This window comes from Nocardia sp. NPDC004260 (genome assembly GCF_053603155.1).
In genome coordinates this window covers 1-19,212 of the sequence record NZ_JBSGEZ010000020.1, presented here as the reverse complement: position 1 = coordinate 19,212, position 19,212 = coordinate 1, and the positions used below count along the sequence as shown (strand labels likewise).

Below are 19,212 nucleotides of genomic sequence, written 5' to 3'. Positions count from 1 at the left end.
ATGTCCCTGCTCGACACAGAAGGGACGCCGAAAACCACGACGAGGCTTGGCAGACAACAATTGAACTCTAACAGTGGCACCGGACGAGCTCTCCACTCGTCCGGTGCCGCTGTAATGCAGAGTACCGTCAGCCCAGCTCGGTGACGGTGCCACCGGCGGCGGTGATCTTCTCCTTCGCCGCGCCGGTGACCTTGTCCGCGGTCACCTGGACCGCGACGCCGATCTCACCATCGCCAAGGACCTTGACCAGCTGGTTCTTGCGAACCGCACCGGCCGCCACGAGCTCGGCCTTGCCGACCTCGCCGCCCTCGGGGAACAGCTTCGCGATCTTGCCGACGTTCACGACCTGGTATTCCGTGCGGAACGGGTTCGTGAAGCCCTTCAGCTTGGGCAGCCGCATGTGGATCGGCATCTGCCCACCCTCGAAGGCGGCCGGGACGTTCTTGCGCGCCTTGGTGCCCTTGGTACCACGGCCCGCCGTCTTGCCCTTGGAGCCCTCACCGCGACCCACACGGATCTTCTCGGTCTTGGCGCCGGGAGCCGGACGCAGGTGATGCAACTTGATGGTCATGTCAGACCTCCTCAACGGTCACGAGGTGGCGCACGACGTTGATCAGCCCGCGGTTCTGGGCGTTGTCCTCGCGGACCACGGTCTTGCGGATACCGCGCAGACCGAGGGTCCGAAGACTGTCCCGCTGATTCTTCTTGGCGCCGATCGAACTCTTGATCTGGGTCACCTTGAGATCTGCCATTACTTGACACCTCCGGCAGCCTGAGCGCGCGCACGCAGCATGCCGGCAGGGGCGACGTCCTCGAGCGGCAGGCCACGGCGGGCCGCGACCTCTTCCGGACGCTGCAGCTGCTTGAGGGCAGTGACAGTCGCGTGCACGACGTTGATGGCGTTGTCGCTACCGAGCGACTTCGCCAGAATGTCGTGGATACCGGCGCACTCCAGCACGGCACGAGCCGCGCCACCGGCGATCACACCGGTACCCGGCGAGGCCGGACGCAGCATGACCACACCGGCGGCCGCCTCACCCTGAACCGGGTGCGTGATGGTGGAGCCGATCATCGGGACGCGGAAGAAGTTCTTGCGAGCCTCTTCGACACCCTTCTGGATGGCCGCGGGAACTTCCTTGGCCTTGCCGTAGCCGACGCCGACCAGGCCGTTGCCGTCACCGACGATCACGAGGGCGGTGAAGCTGAAGCGCCGACCACCCTTCACGACCTTGGAGACGCGGTTGATCGCGACGACCCGCTCGAGCTGGTTCTTCTCCGCGGCGTTGTCGCGACGGTCGCCACCGCCCCGACGGTCGCCGCCACCGCGACGATCGCCGCGGCCGCCCTCGGGGGCGCTGCCATTCTGTCCGGCGGGTCCGCTTCCGCCGTCACGCCTCTGACGTCCCGGCATCAGACGTTCCTTCCGTTCTTGTTATCGATCATCAGAATTTCAACCCACCTTCGCGAGCGGCATCGGCCAGTGCGGCGATCCGGCCGTGGTAGTCGTGACCACCACGGTCGAACACGACGGCCTCGACACCGGCGGCCTTGGCACGCTCGGCCAGCAGGGCGCCGACCTTCTTGCTCTTGGCCGACTTGTCGCCGTCCACCGCGCGCACGTCGGCCTCGATGGTCGAGGCGGCGGCGATGGTCTTGCCGACCGAGTCGTCGACCAGCTGCGCGTGCAGGTGGCGCGAGGAGCGGTTGACCACCAGGCGCGGACGCTCGGTGGTACCCGCGAGCTTCTTGCGCAGGCGGAAGTGACGGCGCGTCTTCGACAGACGGCGCTGCGTCGACACGTCCTTGCCCAGGGGGATGCGCTTGGCCTGCTGGTTTTCGGTTTGCGCCATGATCACTTACCCGTCTTTCCGACCTTGCGGCGAACGACCTCGCCGGCGTAGCGGATGCCCTTGCCCTTGTACGGGTCGGGCTTGCGCAGGCCGTGGATGACCGCCGAAATCTGGCCGACCTTCTGCTTGTCGATTCCGGACACGGAGAACTTGGTGGGCGACTCCACCGCGAACGTGATCCCCTCGGGGGCCTCGATCGGCACCGGGTGGCTGTAGCCGAGGGCGAACTCGAGGTTCTGGCCCTTCAGCGCGACGCGGTAACCGACGCCGAAGATTTCCATCTTCTTCTCGTAGCCCTGGGTCACGCCGACGACCATGTTCGACACCAGAGTGCGGGTCAGGCCGTGCAGCGCGCGGCTGCGGCGCTCGTCGTCCGGACGGGCGACCTCGAGCTGGCCGTCCTCGCCCTTGGCGACGGTGATCGGCTCGGCGACGGTGAGCGACAGGGTGCCCTTGGGCCCCTTCACCGCGATGTCCTGGCCGTCGATGGTGATGTCGACGCCAGCGGGGATTGCGATGGGCTTCTTACCAATACGCGACATTGTCCTGACCTCCCTTACCAGACGTAAGCGAGGACTTCGCCGCCCACGCCCTGCTTGGCCGCCTGCTTGTCGGTCAGCAGGCCGGAGGACGTGGAGATGATCGCCACGCCGAGGCCGCCGAGCACCTTGGGCAGATTGGTGGATTTCGCGTACACGCGCAGACCGGGCTTGGAGACGCGGCGCACGCCGGCGAGGCTGCGCTCACGGCTCGGGCCGTACTTGAGGTCGACGATGAGCGTCTTGCCCACCTGTGCGTCCTCGGTCCGGTAGTCGGCGATGTAACCCTCGCGCTTGAGGATCTCGGCGATGTTCGCCTTGAGCTTCGAGTGCGGAGCCTTCACCTGATCGTGGTACGCCGAGTTGGCGTTGCGCAGACGTGTCAGGAAGTCTGCGATCGGATCAGTCATGGTCATGGTTCGACCTAGACACCTTTCTCGCCGCGGTTCCCATACAGCGCTGACATGCACATCGGCATGCCCAGCGGTGGGCCTACGACAATTCGGATGGTCCGGCCGACACTTGCCGACCGGAGGAGGTTCGATCGCCCGAGCGCACGCATGCGGGCATGGAGGTGCCCAGGCAACCGCTCTAGTGTAGGCAAGGGGTTCACCTGGGCAAAATCGGGGTCTGCGCGGGACCCGCTCCACTTGGCTCATGACCAGCGGAAACAGCCGGTGACCGGGGCTAGCATGGGCCTATGTCGAGCTCAGGCGTCGAACGACCCGACCTCCCGGAGTCCATGACCTGGGAGGAGCTCGAGCAGCTACCCGAGGAGATCGCCGGACAGATCGAGCTGCGCAACGGGCGCGTCGTCTGGCGACAGCGGGGACCCGCCGAACATCAAGCGTTCACGTTCGCGCTGACCAGCGCACTCAAGCGCTGCGCCCGCGATGACATGGCCGAGCAGCCACAAAGCTGGTGGCGTGTCGACTTCGAAACCAACGTCTTCTTCGGCACGACCGGAAAGTCGGACTTCGCCACCCCCGACGTGCTCGTCTACCGCCGCCTCGACACCCCCTACCAGGACATCCGCGCTGACGACGTGCTGCTTGTCGGCCACGTCAGTTCTCCGGCGACGATCGCAGTGGATCCGCACGAGGAGCAGCGACGCTACGCCGATGGTGGCATCCCCTGGTATTGGGAGGTGACGCTCGCGCGTAAGAAGAGTGCCATCGCGACGGTCCGCACGTACGCCCTGGAAACCGTCCCCGGCGAGCTCCCACCCGGCGTACGCCCGCTTTATCCGACGAACTATCTCCTGATCGGCGAATGGTCACCGAACGATTCCGACGCCATCACCATCGACTTCCCGTTCCCCATCCACATCCCCTGGTCCGAGTTGGAGGTCTGAGTCGCTCGGAGAACCGGCCGCTGCTGGTCCGAGGTATCGCCGCACGCCCGGACGCAAGACCTGCGAACCATCACTGCAATGGCTCGCTGCAGTTGCTAATGCGAACCAATGAAGGAGCCCCAGGCGCATGAGAAGCTCAGAGGCGACACTGGGGCGTTCGTGACGTAGCATACCGGCTCGTGACGGGGGATGTCGACTACAGCAACACCAAGGTCTGGGACCTGCTCTCCAAGCCTCGAATGGCTCCGTACCTACACGCCGCACAGGGTGACCGCGCCGCCGCCATGAAGCTCTACACCTGGAGCGCCCGGACTGTTGCTGCCTCGTTCGAGGTGCTGGGTCATATGGAAGTCCTGCTGCGGAACGCCTTGGATACCGAGTTGCGCAAGCATTTCGAGGAGGCATCTCGCGGCATCCCTTGGTTCTTGCTGCCGTTGAACGACAACGTGACAACCGCAGTGGAAGTTGTCCGAAATCGCCTCCGAGAACAAGACCTCGAGTACCGAGATCAGATCGTTGCAGGCTTGAGCTTCGGATTCTGGACCGGACTACTCGGCCCGAAATACGAACAGCTGTGGCGGGATTGCCTGCGTCATGCCTTTCCCAACTCGTCGGGACGACGCAAACAGGTGATGGTGGCTCTCGAAGGTGTTCGCAAGTTTCGGAATCGTCTCGCTCATCACGATTCGATCTTGAACATCGACATTCCGTTCGAGGTACGGCGAATCATCGAAGTCGCCGACTACATCGATGAAGATTGCGCCGCATGGCTTACCGACCTCAGCCGAGCGATGCTGGTATATGGCAAGCGCCCGATAACCCCGTCGGACACGGCAGTTGTCGCAGCCCGCTCGGCGTGGCCGCTCTATCAGTCGTGTTACGCGTACGTCTGCCAGGCCGGCCGGTTCTTCCGCCCCATCGAGCGAATAGCCTTCTACACTAATTCGGCAATCCAAGTAGAAGTGCCGCGTGTGCGGCATCGACGAGATGGTGTCGAGTGGACGCAGGACTCAGCCAATCGACTCCGAATCTCGGCGAATCGGGACGATCGCAAAATCGCCGCCGTCATCGACGCGTCTTGCCAACTCGGGTGGACCGAAGGTGCCTACCAGGTCTTCTTGCTGACTCGACCCGGTGATCCGGAACACCGCACGCTGCCGAATCCGCTACCGCATAACGCGACAGGTCGCGGTGCGGCATTCACGCAACGGCAGCGCTACGTGTCGCTACATGCCCTGGAGACGGCGCAGACGACGGCTGACCTCTGAATGATCAACTCGGCGGGCTTCGATCGCCAACGCTGCTCGGCATGCCCTGCCGCCTTTCACCGTACGACGGTCACGGGAGCGCACAGAACCGGGAAGGAACATTGCGATCTCACGCGGTCGGAGGACACCTGAGGACGACGGGCTGACCGAGCCCGAGGCCGTCAGCGAAGTGCGTCATGAAATCCGACTGGCCATGGAGCTCGCCGCCGCCGTATACAACCGTCGCACGGAGCTCGGCCTCACCCAAGCCGAACTCGCCGACCGGGCGGGACTGACGCAGGCGAAGATCTCCCGGATCGAGGGATCCGACGCCGTCCCCACCCTTCCGCTACTGACGAAGCTGGCACGAGCCCTGGACGCTTCGCTGAACATCGCCATCGATGCCGACGACGCGCGCGTCAGTTTCACGCCGCACACCAGCGCGGCGTAGCGATCGCTGCGCCCGGCTTCCGGCGTTCGTCCCCTCGCACAGAGCCGAAATGAACCGCCTCCCATATGGCTCGCGACAGCTTCGCGCACACCTCTGCCACAGTGTGCATATGCCTCTCGAGCAAATCACGGTCCACGCTGATACTGCCGACTTGGCCGTCATCGAGGACGCGGCAATGCGGACGGGCGTCAGCAGTGCGGATATCCTTCGCGACGCTATTCACCTGGCCGCGATGCGGGTCCGCCGATCGCGGCCTCTACGCCTGAACCGTTTCGCCAGCGGCGATCCCACACTCGCCGCGCGCGTCGACGACATCCTCGCCGGTGACCTCCATGACAATCCGGACCGCCGATGACACGCGGCGTCCGCGAGTGGCACACCACCGCGCCATCGGCCGAGTAAGCCTCTCGACGGTGTGCCACTCGCGGCCCCGTCGCACGGGTTGATTGCGCCCGAGTCGAGAATTCGTCCGCGGCGTGTGGCGCGAGCGTCTTCACGGTTGCAAGTAGAGGCGCTCGCACGGCAAACGCGGCAGCCCGGCGGTATCGCCAGGAACAACGACGAGGTCGGCAGCAGCGCGTACCGCACACCACTCCTTGATGAACCGCACGGCTGCGGTATCGCAAGCGGCGAAGTCGAGACTCAGGCCGCCGAGCAGGACGCGCAGGTGGACATCGGGCTCCTCTGGGCGGGGGGTGGTCACACCCTCTCCTGCGGTTCGGCAGCCGGAGACGCGGGTCGCGCCCTGTGCGGAATCTTAGGTCACACTCGCCAGGCGGCTACCGCGTCCACCATGGCGTTGAACCCGTCCTAGTGCCGCACGTGGTGGAGAATCTGATCCTCGGTGATTCCGCCGGGTTGCCGTTCCTCTCGGCGGCAGCGCGCGAAGTCCGCGGTGAGCAGGCTGACCATCTCGCCGTAGGAGTAATGCATCTCCTCGGCGTCCTCACCAGGCCGGTGACCCGCCGTTTCGAGCAGGTCTTCCACATATCGGTCGATGGCCCAGATATGCAGGTCCATCAAATAGGCCAACCGCTGGCTCATCGGACGGCCGGGCTTGCGGGTCTGGTAATGCCGGACCCACACGCCGAGCAGCCCCACGGCCGACACCATCAGCGCGTCCGCCGGATCGACGCGGGCGTTGAAGATGTCGAAGAAAGCGCGGGTGCCCGGCAGGCGCGGCGCACGAACCTGGTTGCGGCTCAGTGGACTTCGGGGATGGATTGTCACCGAACTCCCCTGGCCCGGGTAGAAACTCCGGAGATGCCGAGCGCGGACGGGTGATCGCTCGCGGCGGAAGGCATCGGCTGATCGCCGCGACCACCACCATCGCCGAGGGCCGGAAACCGTCCCGAGGCGGCTCGACCCAATGCCGTACCGCAGGAGGCTGGTCGGCCGGCGACGGCAACGCGATCACCCGGCCGTGGGCGTAAACCGTGACACCAGCCCGATACAACTGGGCGAACGCAGTGGTCGAGTCCGGAAGATCGGGACGCACGAGAAAGACCCAGCTGCGCGATCTCGAGTACGACACGATCGGCCCGGTAGCGCATCCGCGCCGCCGGAGTTCCTCGTGAACCTCGTGGCCGAGATACGCCGCCATCCCCAATTCCCATACGCTCCCAGCCGGGACCGTGATGCGGCCGGTGTGCGGGTCCACGCCTGCTGCGAGTCCACCGATACGGCGGTAGAACGCGCACCTGGTGGTGGGAGTGTCCCGAAAGGAGCCTTCCTGCATGGTTTTCCCCTGCCGTCGAGTGAGTCGGAAGTGCGCCATATCGCGGAATGCTCGCCGCTTGGAATCGAGAAAGTCCTGTTCAGCGACCTGGCGCACGCACAGCACACCAGCCGGGCACCGCCCACTTCGACCTGATTCGCGTGTTCCCGACAACTTCTCCGAAAGCCCTGGACAGCATCGAATTCTGGGGTATCAATGGATGCAGTTCAGACCGTGTGCTGGATTCATTCATCTGGGGAAAGCCGATGACCGAAATCGAGTCGCCGACGCTGCTGCGCCGCCAGCTCGGTAGATTTCTGCGCGAAGCGCGCGAGGGCTGCGGACTGACGATCGCCGTCGCCGCGAAGGAAGTTCAGCTCAGCTTCAGCGGGTTACAACGCCTCGAAACCGGACGCGCGGTGAAGCCGCGCCGCCAGGACGTACGCGAACTGTGCATGCTGTACGAGGTGAAGGCCGAGCAGACCGAACAGGCGGTGGGGCTGGCGTCGCGCGCGGCTACGGCGCGCGACGAGGAGGGCGTCACTCCGCTCGGCGGGCTGTTCTCGGATGCGTTCAACATGTACGTCGGCATGGAGCGGTCGGCCCAGCGGCTGACGTCATACGCGGTGCAGGTGCCTGGATTGCTGCAAACCGCCGACTATGCCCGCGCGCTGATAGGTGCTTTCCTGCACGACGGCCCCGACGAGGAGATCGAGCAACGAGTACGTCTTCGCCTCAACAGGCAGGTTGCGGTCACCCGCAAGACCCGACCGGTTGACCTTCACGTACTTCTTGATGAATCAGCGCTCTACCGGGTCGTTGGCAGCGCGAAAGTGATGGCCGCGCAACACCGCTACCTAGCTGATGTCAGCACACGGCCGAACATCACTCTGCGCATCCACCCGTACGCGGCCGGATACACGCGCGGCATCTTGCATGGATCCTTCGTGCTCCTGGACTTCGGCACGGACAGCAAAGGGCGACCGATCGAACCTCCGGTCGTCTATCTCGACGGCGGGATGAGCAGTGATCTCTACTTGGAAAGGCCCGAATTGGTGCAGCGTTACACTGAAATGGCCGACGCCATCCGAGAGACGGCCCTGGACGAGAAGACCTCGCGAGACCTGCTCCGCCTGGTAGCAAGGAGTTTTGACGGTGACCGCTGACCTATCCGGAGCAAGTTGGTTCAAGAGCAGCCACAGCGAGTCCAACGGCCAGTGCGTAGAGGTAGCCCACCTGAACGACGGCACGATCGGCATGCGCGACTCCAAGAACCCGACCGGACCAGCCCTGAGATTCAACCCCACCGCCTGGGACACCTTCATGTCCGCAACCAAGGACGGCGAATTCAACCGCCGCTGAACGTCTTCCGTGCCCCTCGGATCGTCCCCTGAGCGCCGGATGATTAGCCCAACAGCAGCCAACTCCATATCGAACGACGAGCCGTCCGCGATGACACTGGCGTCCTGAGAGCATGCGGGCGCTCGAATCGGGAGAGCCGGTGCCCTCGTCGGCCGCAGGTCAACGGCCGGGCGGCATCTTCCTCGACGGCACCGGGCGTGCTGGGTCCGATGTTCGAGTGTCGCTCTCCGGGCTGGCAAGACGTCGTTCCAAGGCGGTGAAAGCGCTGATCGCCTCAGGCGACTCGAAGGCCCTGTTTCGTCGACCGACGGTGAGCTGGCGCAGGATTCCCGCTTCGGCCAGACGCTGGACGGCCGCGTTCGCGGCTGGAAAGCTGCGCCCGGTCAGCGTCGCCGCCGTGGCGACGGTGAGGATCGAAGCTCCGACCAGCTTGCCGAGCAGCAGATCCAGCGCGGAGTTCGCCCGTACCGGCGCCACTCGATCTCGCCACGATCTCTGTAGTTCAGCCGCTTTCATCTCGAAAGCGGTCGCATCCTGGGCCGCGCGAGTACAGGCGGCGGCAAAGCGCGCCACCCAGATGTTCAAGTCGTCCGTGGCCTGTTGGGAATCGGGCGCACCGATGTACCGGAAGCGAGTCAGACCGTCGATATAGCTATCGCTCCACGTGGCGAGGATGAGCGAGACAGGCGCGACGACGCGTTCGGCCACGCCACGGCGGCGCAGGATCAAATGGATCAATGCTCGACCGGTTCGGCCGTTGCCGTCGATGAATGGGTGGATCGTCTCGAACTGTGCGTGGGCGACGGCGGCTTGCGCGACAGCGGGCAGATCGTCGCTATTACAAAACGCGATCAAGTCCTTCATCAGTTCGGGGACAAGCTCTGACGGCGGCGGAACGAATACGGCCGAGCAGGGATTGAAGGAGCTGCCGCCGATCCAGTTCTGCGCGTCTCGGAAACACCCGCCGTGCTGTGCGAGTCTGGTGCCGGTGAGCAGCCGCCGATGGATTTCTAGCAGGATATCCTCGGTGATCGGCTCACCACGGCCGACCGCACTGGTGGCCAGTGCCATAGCGTCGATATTCGCCAGAACCTCTGCGGCCGTCACGTCCGATGATTCGCCCTCGAGTTGGCGCGCCGCTTCCGCGCGCAATAGCAGACGTGCGCCGACCACCAGCCCCTCGATCCGTGACGATGCGATGGCCTCGGCGCGCAGCAGCAACCGAGACAACGCTTCGGTCTCGACAAGCGCTACCGCCTCGGTATCGAGACGAGTTATCGCCACCTCCGCGTCGACCACGTCGGCGGCGGTCTCGCTGGTCAAGACGATGCGGCGACCAGTCAGCGAATCGGGCATGTACACCTCGTATGTGCCAGAGCCACGGTCCCGCCGAGACAGGCCGCCACCATCCAGGTTGCCGGCCCACCGCCGTCGCGCAAACTTTGCCATGCCACCTCCTTATTAAGGGTTAACAGATAACCTTTAATAAGATCGACTCGCCTTTAAGGTTCGCCACGAGATGGCAGTGCGGGACTGCATCCGCGCGGGCACGCTCCGGCCGCGTCGTCGGCAGCCTCTCCAATCGCCACATCGCAGACGCTGCGCACCGGATACGGCAAGCCTGGCGTCACCACACGGGAAGTGACATCGGAATCGAAAGCCTCAGGCCCGATCGGGAGATCGCGATACCCGTTCCGGCTTCTCGATCACGACAAATACGCCTTCAATGCCCTAGCACCAGCCCAGAGCTCATGTCTACCCACGCGAACGTTCACTACGGCTTCTCCGAAAATTCGAATTGCGGATCGTTGTTGCTCCAGATTCGCACCTTCCCCCAATCGCCCTCCATGTAATACACCCCGTCAGTGTTGGTCAATACATCCATGTTTCCCAAATCTTCCGATCCTGAAGCGTCCTTATACTTCTGGAAAGATCGCTCCAGCCATTCGACACGACGCACTTTCACGAACGCGAGGTCGCCACGGATGTAGCAATACTGCTCCCGGGGACTCGGGGCGCGATACCTCGAATGCCCGGGCGTCAGCGCCGCTTCAAGGATGAACACGACTTCGCCAGGCCGCTCGATAACATCGAGGACGTAGCTGTCCTCGAGGCACAGATTAGAAAGGACCGGATAGTCCGAGTAATTTCGCATCACCGGAGAACCCAGTTCGATGAGGGTATCGGCCAACTTTCGACAAAGTCATGTCCATCGACGTGGCAATTGTCGATCTATTCACGGCAGATGAGATTACCAACCGATCGCATCTTATTCATCTTTGGGCGTCAGATACCCGAAAAGCTGTTCGATCTGATTTATCCCTTCGCTTACTTCAGACGAGGGAGATAGATTCATGATCTTACGAGAATCCTGTAGGATCGGTATCCGACCGTTGATCTGCAGCTCTCGCAGACGGTAGGCGATATAGTCAGAATCGGGATCGTCGACACGTCGCCCCAACTCGCCGAGGATGGCCAAGAGTCCAGCTCGGCCACCGAAACGAGCCAGCGTCTCAGTCGCTTCCAGCTCTACTGCCATATCATCGTCACCGAGAAGTTCGGACAGTCGTTGGATCACTTGCTCCGACGGGAGCATTTTCCCGAGTTCGGTAGCAGCACCTTCACGCACCTTCCAGTCCGCCGAGTGCGAATCAGCCAGCACACGCGCTAATTTCACATTGCTCCTATCACGAAATTTCGCCCTATGCCGCAAGCCCGGCCAGCTTCGTCAATCCCTGCACGTACACTGCGCCATCCGGCGCGACATGATGGACTATCTATCTAAGCGCTCCGCGCGAGCAGCATGCGACCGACAGAATTCACCGGGTCAACGACACATCCCTGATCCGGATCGGATACACTTCTACAGCTAATTCGCCCGAAATATCGACTCCACTAGTCGAGATTTTGATTACCCCACTGCCTTCGACCGAAATACGGTTCACCTGTTCTCGGAAAATATCCACCACGAGCATCGAGTCCTGCAACCAACGCACTCGCGCGGATCGCGCTATTACATCATACGATAATTCCAGTTTGTTCCTATCGTCGGAGGCTATACTCACCACAAAGGAAGCAGTAGTTCCGGGGATGGCTACACGATCGGCCCCGAAAGCCTCCAAGAACTCCGACTCTTCCGGCTCAATGAACTCATGATCGGCCACTACGCTCCTCCACCCTTCGGAATCACAGTTGTCAAGCGTAAGCCTTCCGGCGTCACTTGCCATGTTGTTTCAAACTTCAGAATACCGTTCGGACCGACGAACAGCGACTCCCGCACTTGGAAGTCTCCATAATCATTCGAGAAGGTTCTTGCGATATTACCGTCAGTGCGGACGACCTCGTCGAAATGACTATTGAGCAGTTCCCTTCCAGCCGGGTTGTCGAAAACTCCTACACGGTTCAATTGGGAGAGATTCTGCAACGATCTTGGAGAGTTGTGCGCGTCTTCTGCCGCCCTACCGAAGAGATACTCGTACTTCTTCTCGTCTACGATTGCCTTAGACGGTGGTTTAGGGGCACTGGTCACATCACCGGCGCGTTTCCCGCGCAGTCGATCGCGCAGATCCGTAACCACTTTCCTGGCCTTGACGGCGGCGTCCTTCGCCTCCTGGCGGATCCCTGCGATCTGGAGTACCTTGCGGGCTCGCCAGGCGATGATGCCGTCTTTGATCTTCCCGGCCCACCTCCGCACCGTGTCCAGAGACTTGGCGGCGGTGACCGCGCCTGCGCCGAAGCTGATCAGCGACAGGCCGATGGTGATAGCGGCGTCGATGGCGAGCTCCTGGACGAGGGAATTCAAGAAGCCCTTGATCTCATTGCGGAGTTCCGTCAGCGCGTCCTTGTACGCGGTGCAGGATTGGCTGATCTGGGTGCAGGCGGTCAGCAGTTGATCGATCGAACTCGCCAGCGATTTGAGATCGTCTCGGATGTATCCCGCATCGTCGGCGGTCACACTGTCGAACAAGCTCGCCGCGATCGTGATCTTGTCGCGGGCGTTCGTGTTCTGATAGATCGTGCCGAGGCGATCCCAGGCGTCGGCTGCCTTGGCGAGTTTTCCGGTGTCGCCGTCGGGGACGGGGATGCCGATGTGGCTGATGATATTGATGCCCTTGTCGACGATCCCTTGGCAGGGGCCACCAGCGGAAGCCGGGACCGAGAACGGGCCGAACACGGGCATTCCCGGGTCGGTCGGCCGGTCCGGCTGCGGTGTGCCCTTCATGGTGGCGTCGGCTTGCGCGTGTGTGAAGCCGATGTCGTTGAGGGCGTTGCCGTACGCGTACAGCGTGGAGTGGACGTCCTGGAAGAATCCCACCGCCTCGTAGGCGGAGGTGTTGTACGAACGCGCCCACTCCTGGCCGTTCTCGTCTACGCCCGCCATCGATCCGCATTCGGACAGCTCCGCGAAGATGTACAGAAAGCTGTCCCGCAGCGCGGATGCGGCGTCGAAACAGTTGGTGGCCGCTTGGTAGTACGCCTTCGGATCGACAGCCAGAGCCGTCATACCCCGAGGATCCTCAAGCCCTCGGCAACGGCGCTGGTATAGCTATCGTGGGCGAGCTTCACGGCCTCCTCCAAAGCTGTGAGCCCTTCGGTGATATCGGTGGCTCCCGCCAACCACTCGTCGTGCGCCTCGCGGTAGGCCACCATCGCCGCACCGGCCGACGCGGCGTCGACCTCCTTGACTTTCTGGTCGATCGCCGCAAGCTGATCGGACAGCAACCCCGCGAAGCCGCGGATCCGGGCGGCCAAGTTTTCGAGTTTGTCGAGATCTACCGAGAAGGCCTCTGCGTCGGACATACGGTCCCCCTCAGGGCAGATCGAGCGAGCTGACGCCCGCCGCGAATGATTGATCGGCGCCGCGCACGGTGTCTGCGGTGATCCCCAGCTTCTCCGCCAGCTCGAACAGCGCATCCCACACCTGCACCGCCCCTTGATGGAACTCTTCCCACCCGGCCGCGAAAGCGCCGGCGTTGCTACCGGCCCAGCTCTCCAGCATGTCCCGGACATCGGTCTCCAATGCCGAATACCCGTCCCTGCACTGAGTGGCGACATCGAATGTCAAGCGCGCCAGAGCTTCGACTGCATCGGTATCGACCGACAGCGATGGATGCTCCCCGACCAACCCTCTGCCCCCTCTCCCACCGAACAGTCCCACCGACAAGGTACTCCGAGCATGACGACGGGAAAAGCGTTGCCCGACAGGTCTGAACGCGAAAAGGGCGCTCACCCGGCAACGGAACACCGAACAACCACTGCCCCAAACGTAAGCGAGGGCACGGACTCGTATGGAGTCCGTGCCCCGCTCGGTATGCAGTTGGTGACGCTCAGCCGAGCGTCAGCTCACCAGGAGCTCTCGTGCACGCCCGGCAGCTCGCCGCGGCAGACGCGGCACAGGCCGAGCTTGCGGTAGACCGTATGAGGGCGGCGGCAGCGCTGGCAGCGACCACATCGAGAAATCGGCGCTGCTCGTCGTGAAGTAGGGCACTTACCCGAGAGGTAATCGACTTCATTATCAAGACCCGACATGATGATGCGGTATCCGAGGATTGGAGAAAACGATGCCCTACTTCGAATCGCACGACGGCACCACCCTGCACTACCAGGACTGGGGTTCCGGACAGCCGGTGCTCTTCCTGGCCGGTGGCTGGTTGAGCAGCACTTCCTGGGAGCTGCAAATGCTGCCCCTGTCCAAGCAGGGCCTGCGGTGCTTGTCGTATGACCGGCGTGGACACGGCAAGTCGGACTGGGTCGGGCACGGGTACGACTACGACACGCTGGCCGCGGATCTGGCCGCATTCCTGGACCATCTCGATCTGCGCGAAGTCACCGTGGTCGCGCATTCGATGGCGGGCGGTGAGATCGTCCGGTACCTGACCCGGTACGGCAGCGATCGGATCAGCCGGGTCGCGCTGGTATCGGTGACGATGCCGTATTTCGCGCAGGCCGAGGACAATCCGAACGGCGTGCCGAAGGCGGTCTTCGATGCGGTGAACGCGGCTCGCGCCGCGGATCGGCCGCTGTGGATGGAACAGAACGCACAGGCATTCTTCGCGACGCATCTGGGCAACCAGGTGTCTTCGGCGCGGATCGCGTGGATGGTGCAGAAGTGCATGGACTGTTCACTTCTCGCCGCGGACGAGATCATGAATACGATCTACCACGCCGACTTCCGCGACGAGTTGCGCGCACTCACCGTGCCCACGTTGGTCATCCACGGTGACGCCGACGCCTCGGCTCCCATCGACCTCTGCGGTCGGGTGATCAAGGATCTGATTCCCGGCAACACCTACAAGGAATACCCGGCGACCGGACACGGCATCATGATCTCGCACGCCACGCAGCTCAATGCCGACATCCTCGATTTCATCAAGGCATGAGTCCGGTGCGGTAGCGGCGGATACTTGTCCTACCCCGCCGCTACCACGCGACCCCTGACCAGTGCTTTCGGTGCGGACAGGTTGGCCGAGCCAGCGACTACCGAACCAGGTCGGCGAAGCTGATGTCGCCGAGCACCACGTGCTCCCCCGCCTCCGAATTGAGACGGGTGATCGCCACCTCTGCATCGACGACGTCGGAAGTTTTCACTCGACTCTGCCGATCAAAAACGCGCTGAGTCGGTCTCGAAGCGGCGGAACCGGTTCACGCTCCGAGACCGGTGGTGGCAGCGCGGAAATCAGTGGGGCGGATACCTCGAAGTCGCTTGAACGCCGCGCTGAAACCGAAAGCGTCCGCATAGCCGACGGCCTTCGCCACCTGCGCCACGGTGAGACTCCGGTCAGCCAGTAGTTCCTCCGCCTCATCCATCCGGCATTCGGTGAGGTACGCCAGGGGCGACTGGCCCATGACCTCGGAGAACCGACGTGCGAACAGCGCCCGGGATACCCCCGCCTCGGCGGCCAGCGACGCGACCGTCCAACCGGCGGCCGGCTTTCCGTGCATGGCCTCCAACGCCGGCCCGACCACCGGATCGGCCGGCCCTCGATACCACCCCGGCGCGTCAGCGTCCAGTTCATCGAACCAGTCGCGCAGCGTGCAGACCAGCGCCCAGTCGAGCAGCCGGTCCATCATCGCCTGCGCTCCGGCCGGACGCCGGGCGGCATCGGCGGCGATCGACTCCATCCACGCGCACACCTCCACGTCGTCGGTCACCACCAGGACTGGCGGTAGCGCACGCAGCAGACGTTCGTGGCGTCGGCCGGAAGCCCGATAGGCGCCGACGATCAGAGCGGTCTCACCGGTGAGGTCGTTCTCCCAGCGACCGCGATCGAGCGCGGGATCGCATTTCGCGTCCGGCGCGAAGCAGGCGACCTCGTATTCCTCGTGCGGCAGGCCGACAGTATCGGCGCGGTCGACGAGAACGAACGGTCGCGGACCGCGCACGATCGCAATGTCCCCCACAGTGATCCGGCGTTCAAGACCGCCCGGCAGCAGCAGTGTCCCCGCACCGCGCAGCACGGTGACCATGGTCAACGGCGCCTCGTCGGCGAATCGGATGCTCCACGGTGCTTCCAAGACCGCGGTGGTGAGCACAGCTCCCTCGGCGCGTATACCGCCCAGCAGTTTGCTCAGAGGATCCACACCATCGAGAGTAGACGAACTCCTATCAGATGTAGATCTTCAGCCATAGATCGTCCACTGGTCACGGTATGGAATGAAGTCCGGACCGAACAACCGATCGTCCGGAACTCCGGACCCACAGTGGAGGCCACCTTGCCGAACAATCCGACCGTGGACACCGCGATCACCCGCACCGCACTGGTCGTCGTCGCCCATCCCCGGCCCGATTCACTGACCGCCCATATCGCCGAACTGGCCATCCGGCGGCTCACCGCGGCCGGCTACCGAATCGACCTGCTGGACCTGCACGCCGAGAACTTCGATCCCCGGATGACCGCCGCCGACCTCCCGGAATGGGGCAACCGGGAGAAGGCCTACTCTCCCGAAGTAGAGAGCCATATGCGGCGCATCCTCGACGCCGACGTGATCGTCGCGGTGTTCCCGGTGTACTGGATGCAGGTCCCGGCGATTCTGAAGGGCTGGATCGACCGGGTGTGGAACTACGGATTCGCCTATGGCCGCAGCAAATCCCGGCTCGCAGGCAAGCGGATGCTGTGGCTGGGCCTGGCGGGCGTGGCAGACGACGACGCGCTCGTCGGACCGATGCAGGATGCGCTCAGCGCGCAACTCGATGACGGTATCGCCTATTACTGCGGTCTCACACAGTCATCGGTGGGCTTGTTGCCCGGCGCGGAGGAAAAGCGGCAGCGCCTGGATGCCGCGGGCAACCTGCTGTTCGACGAAGCCCTCACCGGCGCGGCGCGCCAGGCCCACTACGCCGACCTGGAGAACCGGGCGCTGGGCTTTATCGACGATTTCCTCGCCGCCGACCGGGTTTCGGCCTGACCACGCGGGCGAGCGCGGCCCAGCAGTCGAACAGAACCGGCCGTAGCTACACGGTCGGTATCACCACAGAGGAAGTGATGCGAGGATCGAAAGACCCAGCCCCAACCAAGAGATCGCGATTCCCGTTCCGAACTGCCGAGCCTTGCCCTTCAAAAGGAACAGGATTGCGACTAACGCCAGCTCAGCGGCAAAGACAAAGGCATAGAGGAAGAGCAAATAGTACGCCGTGGCGATCAAGGGAATCCCGTTGACAAGCATGGCCACAGAGCATCCGGCGAAGGATGGGCGGCCGAATCGGGACAACGAACTATCGTCTTCGTCGGCGGAAGCGACCGCGAACCAGATCACCGCCAGCGGCAGAGCCAAGGGAAAGAACCGCAGTGCTGGTACGCAGAGCAGCAGGGCGGCTGCGGTGAGCAGGCCCAGCCCGACACCTCTCCTACTCGGAGAACTGGACAAAGCCAGTCCGCCTCCGATGAGCACACCGACACCGGACACGACCAGATAACAGCCGACAGGCGGCTCGTTGCGATCCTGGTAGATCACCGCCATCGCGACTGCTAGCGCGAGCAACTGGGGAACGAACCACAGCGAAGTCGTCCAGGTCGCGGCGGTCCAATACCCAGAGCCTGTCCGCAAAACACGGAGGCCGACCATCATTCACCTTTCTCTGGACTCAGGAGCCGCAGCCCTCGTTGCTGATTCGGATTGCGGGGCCTACCGGCCCAACGGATGATCGCCTTCGGTAATCGTGCGGACCGAGGGCGGCTTGTCCGGCGTCCCGGCGGCGGTCCCTGGAAGGTCGGTCGTCACAGGGAATCCGGGGGGCTGGTCCCCCGGGTATTCCTGGTATGTCCTGAACTGATCGAAGATGTTCGGATCGGTACCGGGAAGCTCATGGTGGAAAGGCAGGTTCACACCTGGCCCCCAGGAACGGCCTGACGCCGCCGGATCCACAGTGATGGTCCGTGTGCTGCCATCCGGACGGTCTTGATAAGCCTCGAGGGAGGGGTAGTCCGATCGAGAGCCTTGTAGTCGGACACCGTCCTGGCCGGGGACGAACACCAGGTCGCCATTGACCGAGATCGGATGTTCCGACATGGGTCCAGGAGGATTCCTGGCTATGTCGGGCGCGAACGGATTGGCTGCGTCATAGCGGATACGCACCGTACCGTCATCCGTCTGCCACACGGTCGCCTCGGGAGCGCCGACCTTCGACACACCGGGACTCCCGTCGGGGTTTTGATCGACCGATGGATTCTGCCGGATGACGACGATGCCGTTCTCGTAGTCCACGTAGCGACGCGTGTGTGTTCGGGATCGAAGTTCGGATCAGCCATCCGATTGTCACCCATGTCCCGATTCGTCGGCGGAAAGCTTGTTACATCACGCTGCTCGATGTACTGGCTGGTCCGCACCACCCCCTGATCCTGGACAGGATTGATGCGAACCACCCGGATCTCGGGTCCTACTCCCTGATACTTCGGGTCGTAGCTCTTCGGATTCAGCGCTTCCGCAGTGGTCCAGTCGGTCGGGCTGGCCGGTGGCCGACCGAATACCTGCAGAAACGCGGCAGCAGAGGTTTGGAGGCGTTCGGGGTCTGCCCGAGAATCCTCGGAGCGGTCGGCCTGGATCGCGGCGTTGGCGGCTGCGAGCACTGACTCAGGCGCCATGGCCGCCAGTTCGTCGTTGGCAGCCGAGATTTTCGCCCCCCACTGTGCGTCGAACGCCTCTAGTGTCGAGACCAGTCCGTTCAGTCTCGAAAGCTGGACTCCCGCTTCTGAGTTCCAGTCCTCAACACCGCTGATAGTCCAGTCGTCACCGACCGTAACGGGCAGCGCGACGTAATACTGGAAAATTGTGCGAATTTCGGAAATCGGGTGGGCCATATCGCGAGCGGCTCCAGCACAAGCAGTGCTGAGGTCATCGTAAGCGATTGCGATGGCGCGCATCTGGGTCTGTTCCCGATCAGCGCGCCCCTCCGCCGCGATTCTCGCATCACCTTTCCAACCCAGGCCAGAAATCGTGCCGTGCATCGAATTGGATGCCGCAATGATCGCTTCCGCGATGCGGGTCGCGTTGTCGGCAACCGCTTGAAGCCCGGACACATCCCAGTTCAGGACTTCGATAGGGGTGGGCACGGCTCACCGTCCCTCGTGCGGGTCGCCCGAGTTGATATCCGATACCGCCGCTAAGGGTTGTCCCGTAAGTCCGACGCGGTGATGACGACCTGGACCCGGTTACGGTCAGCGGGCGTGGGCGAGGTTGGCCAGAGTGGCAACTCCG

26 protein-coding genes and 1 pseudogene are annotated in these 19,212 nt (G+C 63.3%); 8 read left to right on the top strand and 19 right to left on the bottom strand.

Annotation, left to right across the window (positions count from 1 at the left end; all coding sequences use genetic code 11):
* Positions 1-127: 127 nt before the first annotated feature.
* From rplO to rpsH, 6 genes are read right to left on the bottom strand one after another with little or no spacing between them, the layout of a single operon-like run.
* Positions 128-571 (bottom strand): 50S ribosomal protein L15, encoded by a 444-nt coding sequence (gene rplO, locus ACWEO7_RS14275; RefSeq protein WP_039795561.1) that lies wholly within the window; start codon positions 569-571, stop codon positions 128-130.
* 1 nt (position 572) lies between these two features.
* Complete coding sequence (rpmD, locus tag ACWEO7_RS14270) at positions 573-752, bottom strand: 50S ribosomal protein L30 (RefSeq protein WP_039795559.1); 180 nt, start codon at positions 750-752, stop codon at positions 573-575.
* A complete protein-coding gene (gene rpsE, locus ACWEO7_RS14265; protein ID WP_039795557.1) occupies positions 752-1,411 on the bottom strand; it encodes a 30S ribosomal protein S5 in 660 nt (219 codons plus the stop codon). The genes rpmD and rpsE overlap by 1 nt, the downstream gene beginning before the upstream one ends.
* A 31-nt stretch (positions 1,412-1,442) precedes the next feature.
* The gene (rplR, locus tag ACWEO7_RS14260; RefSeq protein ID WP_452423597.1) at positions 1,443-1,850 is read right to left on the bottom strand and encodes a 50S ribosomal protein L18; all 408 of its coding nucleotides are present in this window, start codon (positions 1,848-1,850) and stop codon (positions 1,443-1,445) included.
* A gap of 2 nt (positions 1,851-1,852) precedes the next feature.
* On the bottom strand, positions 1,853-2,392 hold the full coding sequence (rplF, locus tag ACWEO7_RS14255; RefSeq protein WP_452423595.1) for a 50S ribosomal protein L6: 540 nt from the start codon (positions 2,390-2,392) through the stop codon (positions 1,853-1,855).
* Between the two features lie 14 nt (positions 2,393-2,406).
* Positions 2,407-2,805 carry a 30S ribosomal protein S8 gene (rpsH, locus tag ACWEO7_RS14250; protein ID WP_039795549.1) on the bottom strand — a complete coding sequence of 133 codons (399 nt, stop codon included), beginning with the start codon at positions 2,803-2,805 and terminating at the stop codon, positions 2,407-2,409.
* Between the two features lie 284 nt (positions 2,806-3,089).
* Here rpsH and ACWEO7_RS14245 point away from each other — a divergent pair, with 284 nt between their 5' ends.
* The 4 genes from ACWEO7_RS14245 to ACWEO7_RS14230 all read left to right on the top strand — a co-directional run bounded on the left by ACWEO7_RS14245 (position 3,090) and on the right by ACWEO7_RS14230 (position 5,796).
* Positions 3,090-3,743, top strand: a complete 654-nt coding sequence (locus ACWEO7_RS14245) for a Uma2 family endonuclease (protein ID WP_452423593.1) — start codon at positions 3,090-3,092, stop codon at positions 3,741-3,743.
* A gap of 179 nt (positions 3,744-3,922) precedes the next feature.
* Positions 3,923-5,011 (top strand): hypothetical protein, encoded by a 1,089-nt coding sequence (locus ACWEO7_RS14240; RefSeq protein ID WP_452423592.1) that lies wholly within the window; start codon positions 3,923-3,925, stop codon positions 5,009-5,011.
* Positions 5,012-5,180: 169 nt separating this feature from the next.
* The gene (locus tag ACWEO7_RS14235) at positions 5,181-5,441 is read left to right on the top strand and encodes a helix-turn-helix domain-containing protein (protein ID WP_452423590.1); all 261 of its coding nucleotides are present in this window, start codon (positions 5,181-5,183) and stop codon (positions 5,439-5,441) included.
* A 151-nt stretch (positions 5,442-5,592) separates the two neighbouring features.
* Positions 5,593-5,796 carry a hypothetical protein gene (locus tag ACWEO7_RS14230; RefSeq protein WP_452423589.1) on the top strand — a complete coding sequence of 68 codons (204 nt, stop codon included), beginning with the start codon at positions 5,593-5,595 and terminating at the stop codon, positions 5,794-5,796.
* Between the two features lie 138 nt (positions 5,797-5,934).
* On the opposite strand, the gene ACWEO7_RS14225 is transcribed toward ACWEO7_RS14230, so the two are convergent.
* Together ACWEO7_RS14225 and ACWEO7_RS14220 are read right to left on the bottom strand one after the other, a co-directional pair.
* On the bottom strand, positions 5,935-6,144 hold the full coding sequence (locus ACWEO7_RS14225) for a hypothetical protein (protein WP_452423587.1): 210 nt from the start codon (positions 6,142-6,144) through the stop codon (positions 5,935-5,937).
* Between the two features lie 107 nt (positions 6,145-6,251).
* The gene (locus ACWEO7_RS14220; RefSeq protein ID WP_452423585.1) at positions 6,252-6,671 is read right to left on the bottom strand and encodes a hypothetical protein; all 420 of its coding nucleotides are present in this window, start codon (positions 6,669-6,671) and stop codon (positions 6,252-6,254) included.
* A 753-nt stretch (positions 6,672-7,424) separates the two neighbouring features.
* On the opposite strand from ACWEO7_RS14220, the gene ACWEO7_RS14215 reads away from it, so the two are divergent.
* Together ACWEO7_RS14215 and ACWEO7_RS14210 are read left to right on the top strand one after the other, a co-directional pair.
* Positions 7,425-8,324 (top strand): helix-turn-helix domain-containing protein, encoded by a 900-nt coding sequence (locus tag ACWEO7_RS14215; protein ID WP_452423584.1) that lies wholly within the window; start codon positions 7,425-7,427, stop codon positions 8,322-8,324.
* Entirely contained in the window at positions 8,314-8,520 is a 207-nt protein-coding gene (locus ACWEO7_RS14210; RefSeq protein ID WP_452423582.1) for a DUF397 domain-containing protein, read from the top strand. The genes ACWEO7_RS14215 and ACWEO7_RS14210 overlap by 11 nt, the downstream gene beginning before the upstream one ends.
* A 159-nt stretch (positions 8,521-8,679) precedes the next feature.
* Here ACWEO7_RS14210 and ACWEO7_RS14205 read toward each other — a convergent pair whose 3' ends face one another.
* The 8 genes and pseudogenes from ACWEO7_RS14205 to rpsN form a co-directional block, all read right to left on the bottom strand.
* Positions 8,680-9,876, bottom strand: coding sequence for a Fic family protein (locus ACWEO7_RS14205; RefSeq protein ID WP_452423580.1), 1,197 nt, complete (start codon positions 9,874-9,876; stop codon positions 8,680-8,682).
* A gap of 418 nt (positions 9,877-10,294) precedes the next feature.
* Positions 10,295-10,711 (bottom strand): hypothetical protein, encoded by a 417-nt coding sequence (locus ACWEO7_RS14200; protein ID WP_452423578.1) that lies wholly within the window; start codon positions 10,709-10,711, stop codon positions 10,295-10,297.
* Positions 10,712-10,789: 78 nt separating this feature from the next.
* Entirely contained in the window at positions 10,790-11,197 is a 408-nt protein-coding gene (locus tag ACWEO7_RS14195; protein ID WP_452423576.1) for a HEAT repeat domain-containing protein, read from the bottom strand.
* Positions 11,198-11,339: 142 nt separating this feature from the next.
* Positions 11,340-11,684 carry a hypothetical protein gene (locus ACWEO7_RS14190; RefSeq protein ID WP_452423574.1) on the bottom strand — a complete coding sequence of 115 codons (345 nt, stop codon included), beginning with the start codon at positions 11,682-11,684 and terminating at the stop codon, positions 11,340-11,342.
* Complete coding sequence (locus ACWEO7_RS14185) at positions 11,684-13,024, bottom strand: WXG100-like domain-containing protein (protein WP_452423573.1); 1,341 nt, start codon at positions 13,022-13,024, stop codon at positions 11,684-11,686. Before ACWEO7_RS14185 ends, ACWEO7_RS14190 begins: the two co-directional genes overlap by 1 nt.
* Positions 13,021-13,320: a WXG100 family type VII secretion target gene (locus ACWEO7_RS14180; RefSeq protein WP_452423571.1), complete on the bottom strand. Its 300-nt coding sequence runs from the start codon at positions 13,318-13,320 to the stop codon at positions 13,021-13,023. The genes ACWEO7_RS14185 and ACWEO7_RS14180 overlap by 4 nt, the downstream gene beginning before the upstream one ends.
* Positions 13,321-13,330: 10 nt before the next feature.
* A complete protein-coding gene (locus tag ACWEO7_RS14175; RefSeq protein ID WP_452423676.1) occupies positions 13,331-13,678 on the bottom strand; it encodes a WXG100 family type VII secretion target in 348 nt (115 codons plus the stop codon).
* Positions 13,679-13,863: 185 nt separating this feature from the next.
* Positions 13,864-13,965, bottom strand: a pseudogene (gene rpsN / locus ACWEO7_RS14170) (type Z 30S ribosomal protein S14); the annotation flags it as partial.
* A gap of 116 nt (positions 13,966-14,081) precedes the next feature.
* Between rpsN and ACWEO7_RS14165 the strand changes: the two are divergent.
* Positions 14,082-14,900, top strand: a complete 819-nt coding sequence (locus ACWEO7_RS14165) for an alpha/beta fold hydrolase (protein ID WP_452423569.1) — start codon at positions 14,082-14,084, stop codon at positions 14,898-14,900.
* A gap of 262 nt (positions 14,901-15,162) precedes the next feature.
* Here the strand turns inward: ACWEO7_RS14165 and ACWEO7_RS14160 are convergent, their stop codons facing one another.
* Positions 15,163-16,101, bottom strand: coding sequence for an AraC family transcriptional regulator (locus ACWEO7_RS14160; protein ID WP_452423568.1), 939 nt, complete (start codon positions 16,099-16,101; stop codon positions 15,163-15,165).
* Between the two features lie 132 nt (positions 16,102-16,233).
* On the opposite strand from ACWEO7_RS14160, the gene ACWEO7_RS14155 reads away from it, so the two are divergent.
* Entirely contained in the window at positions 16,234-16,926 is a 693-nt protein-coding gene (locus ACWEO7_RS14155; protein WP_452423566.1) for an NAD(P)H oxidoreductase, read from the top strand.
* 60 nt (positions 16,927-16,986) lie between these two features.
* Here ACWEO7_RS14155 and ACWEO7_RS14150 read toward each other — a convergent pair whose 3' ends face one another.
* Both ACWEO7_RS14150 and ACWEO7_RS14145 read right to left on the bottom strand, forming a co-directional pair.
* A complete protein-coding gene (locus ACWEO7_RS14150) occupies positions 16,987-17,478 on the bottom strand; it encodes a hypothetical protein (RefSeq protein WP_452423564.1) in 492 nt (163 codons plus the stop codon).
* 569 nt (positions 17,479-18,047) lie between these two features.
* A complete protein-coding gene (locus tag ACWEO7_RS14145; protein WP_452423563.1) occupies positions 18,048-19,067 on the bottom strand; it encodes a WXG100 family type VII secretion target in 1,020 nt (339 codons plus the stop codon).
* Positions 19,068-19,212: the final 145 nt, after the last annotated feature.

Excerpts from the sequence above, each read along its gene's own strand:
- rplR (WP_452423597.1), bottom strand. The coding sequence starts at position 1,850 with ATGGCGCAAACCGAAAACCAGCAGGCCAAGCGCATCCCCCTGGGCAAG.
- rplO (WP_039795561.1), bottom strand. The coding sequence starts at position 571 with ATGACCATCAAGTTGCATCACCTGCGTCCGGCTCCCGGCGCCAAGACC.
- rplF (WP_452423595.1), bottom strand. The coding sequence starts at position 2,392 with ATGTCGCGTATTGGTAAGAAGCCCATCGCAATCCCCGCTGGCGTCGAC.
- ACWEO7_RS14205 (WP_452423580.1), bottom strand. The coding sequence starts at position 9,876 with ATGCCCGATTCGCTGACTGGTCGCCGCATCGTCTTGACCAGCGAGACC.
- ACWEO7_RS14150 (WP_452423564.1), bottom strand. The coding sequence starts at position 17,478 with ATGGCGGTGATCTACCAGGATCGCAACGAGCCGCCTGTCGGCTGTTAT.
- ACWEO7_RS14185 (WP_452423573.1), bottom strand. The coding sequence starts at position 13,024 with ATGACGGCTCTGGCTGTCGATCCGAAGGCGTACTACCAAGCGGCCACC.
- ACWEO7_RS14180 (WP_452423571.1), bottom strand. The coding sequence starts at position 13,320 with ATGTCCGACGCAGAGGCCTTCTCGGTAGATCTCGACAAACTCGAAAAC.
- rpsH (WP_039795549.1), bottom strand. The coding sequence starts at position 2,805 with ATGACCATGACTGATCCGATCGCAGACTTCCTGACACGTCTGCGCAAC.
- ACWEO7_RS14215 (WP_452423584.1), top strand. The coding sequence starts at position 7,425 with ATGACCGAAATCGAGTCGCCGACGCTGCTGCGCCGCCAGCTCGGTAGA.
- ACWEO7_RS14165 (WP_452423569.1), top strand. The coding sequence starts at position 14,082 with ATGCCCTACTTCGAATCGCACGACGGCACCACCCTGCACTACCAGGAC.
- ACWEO7_RS14245 (WP_452423593.1), top strand. The coding sequence starts at position 3,090 with ATGTCGAGCTCAGGCGTCGAACGACCCGACCTCCCGGAGTCCATGACC.
- rpmD (WP_039795559.1), bottom strand. The coding sequence starts at position 752 with ATGGCAGATCTCAAGGTGACCCAGATCAAGAGTTCGATCGGCGCCAAG.
- rpsE (WP_039795557.1), bottom strand. The coding sequence starts at position 1,411 with ATGCCGGGACGTCAGAGGCGTGACGGCGGAAGCGGACCCGCCGGACAG.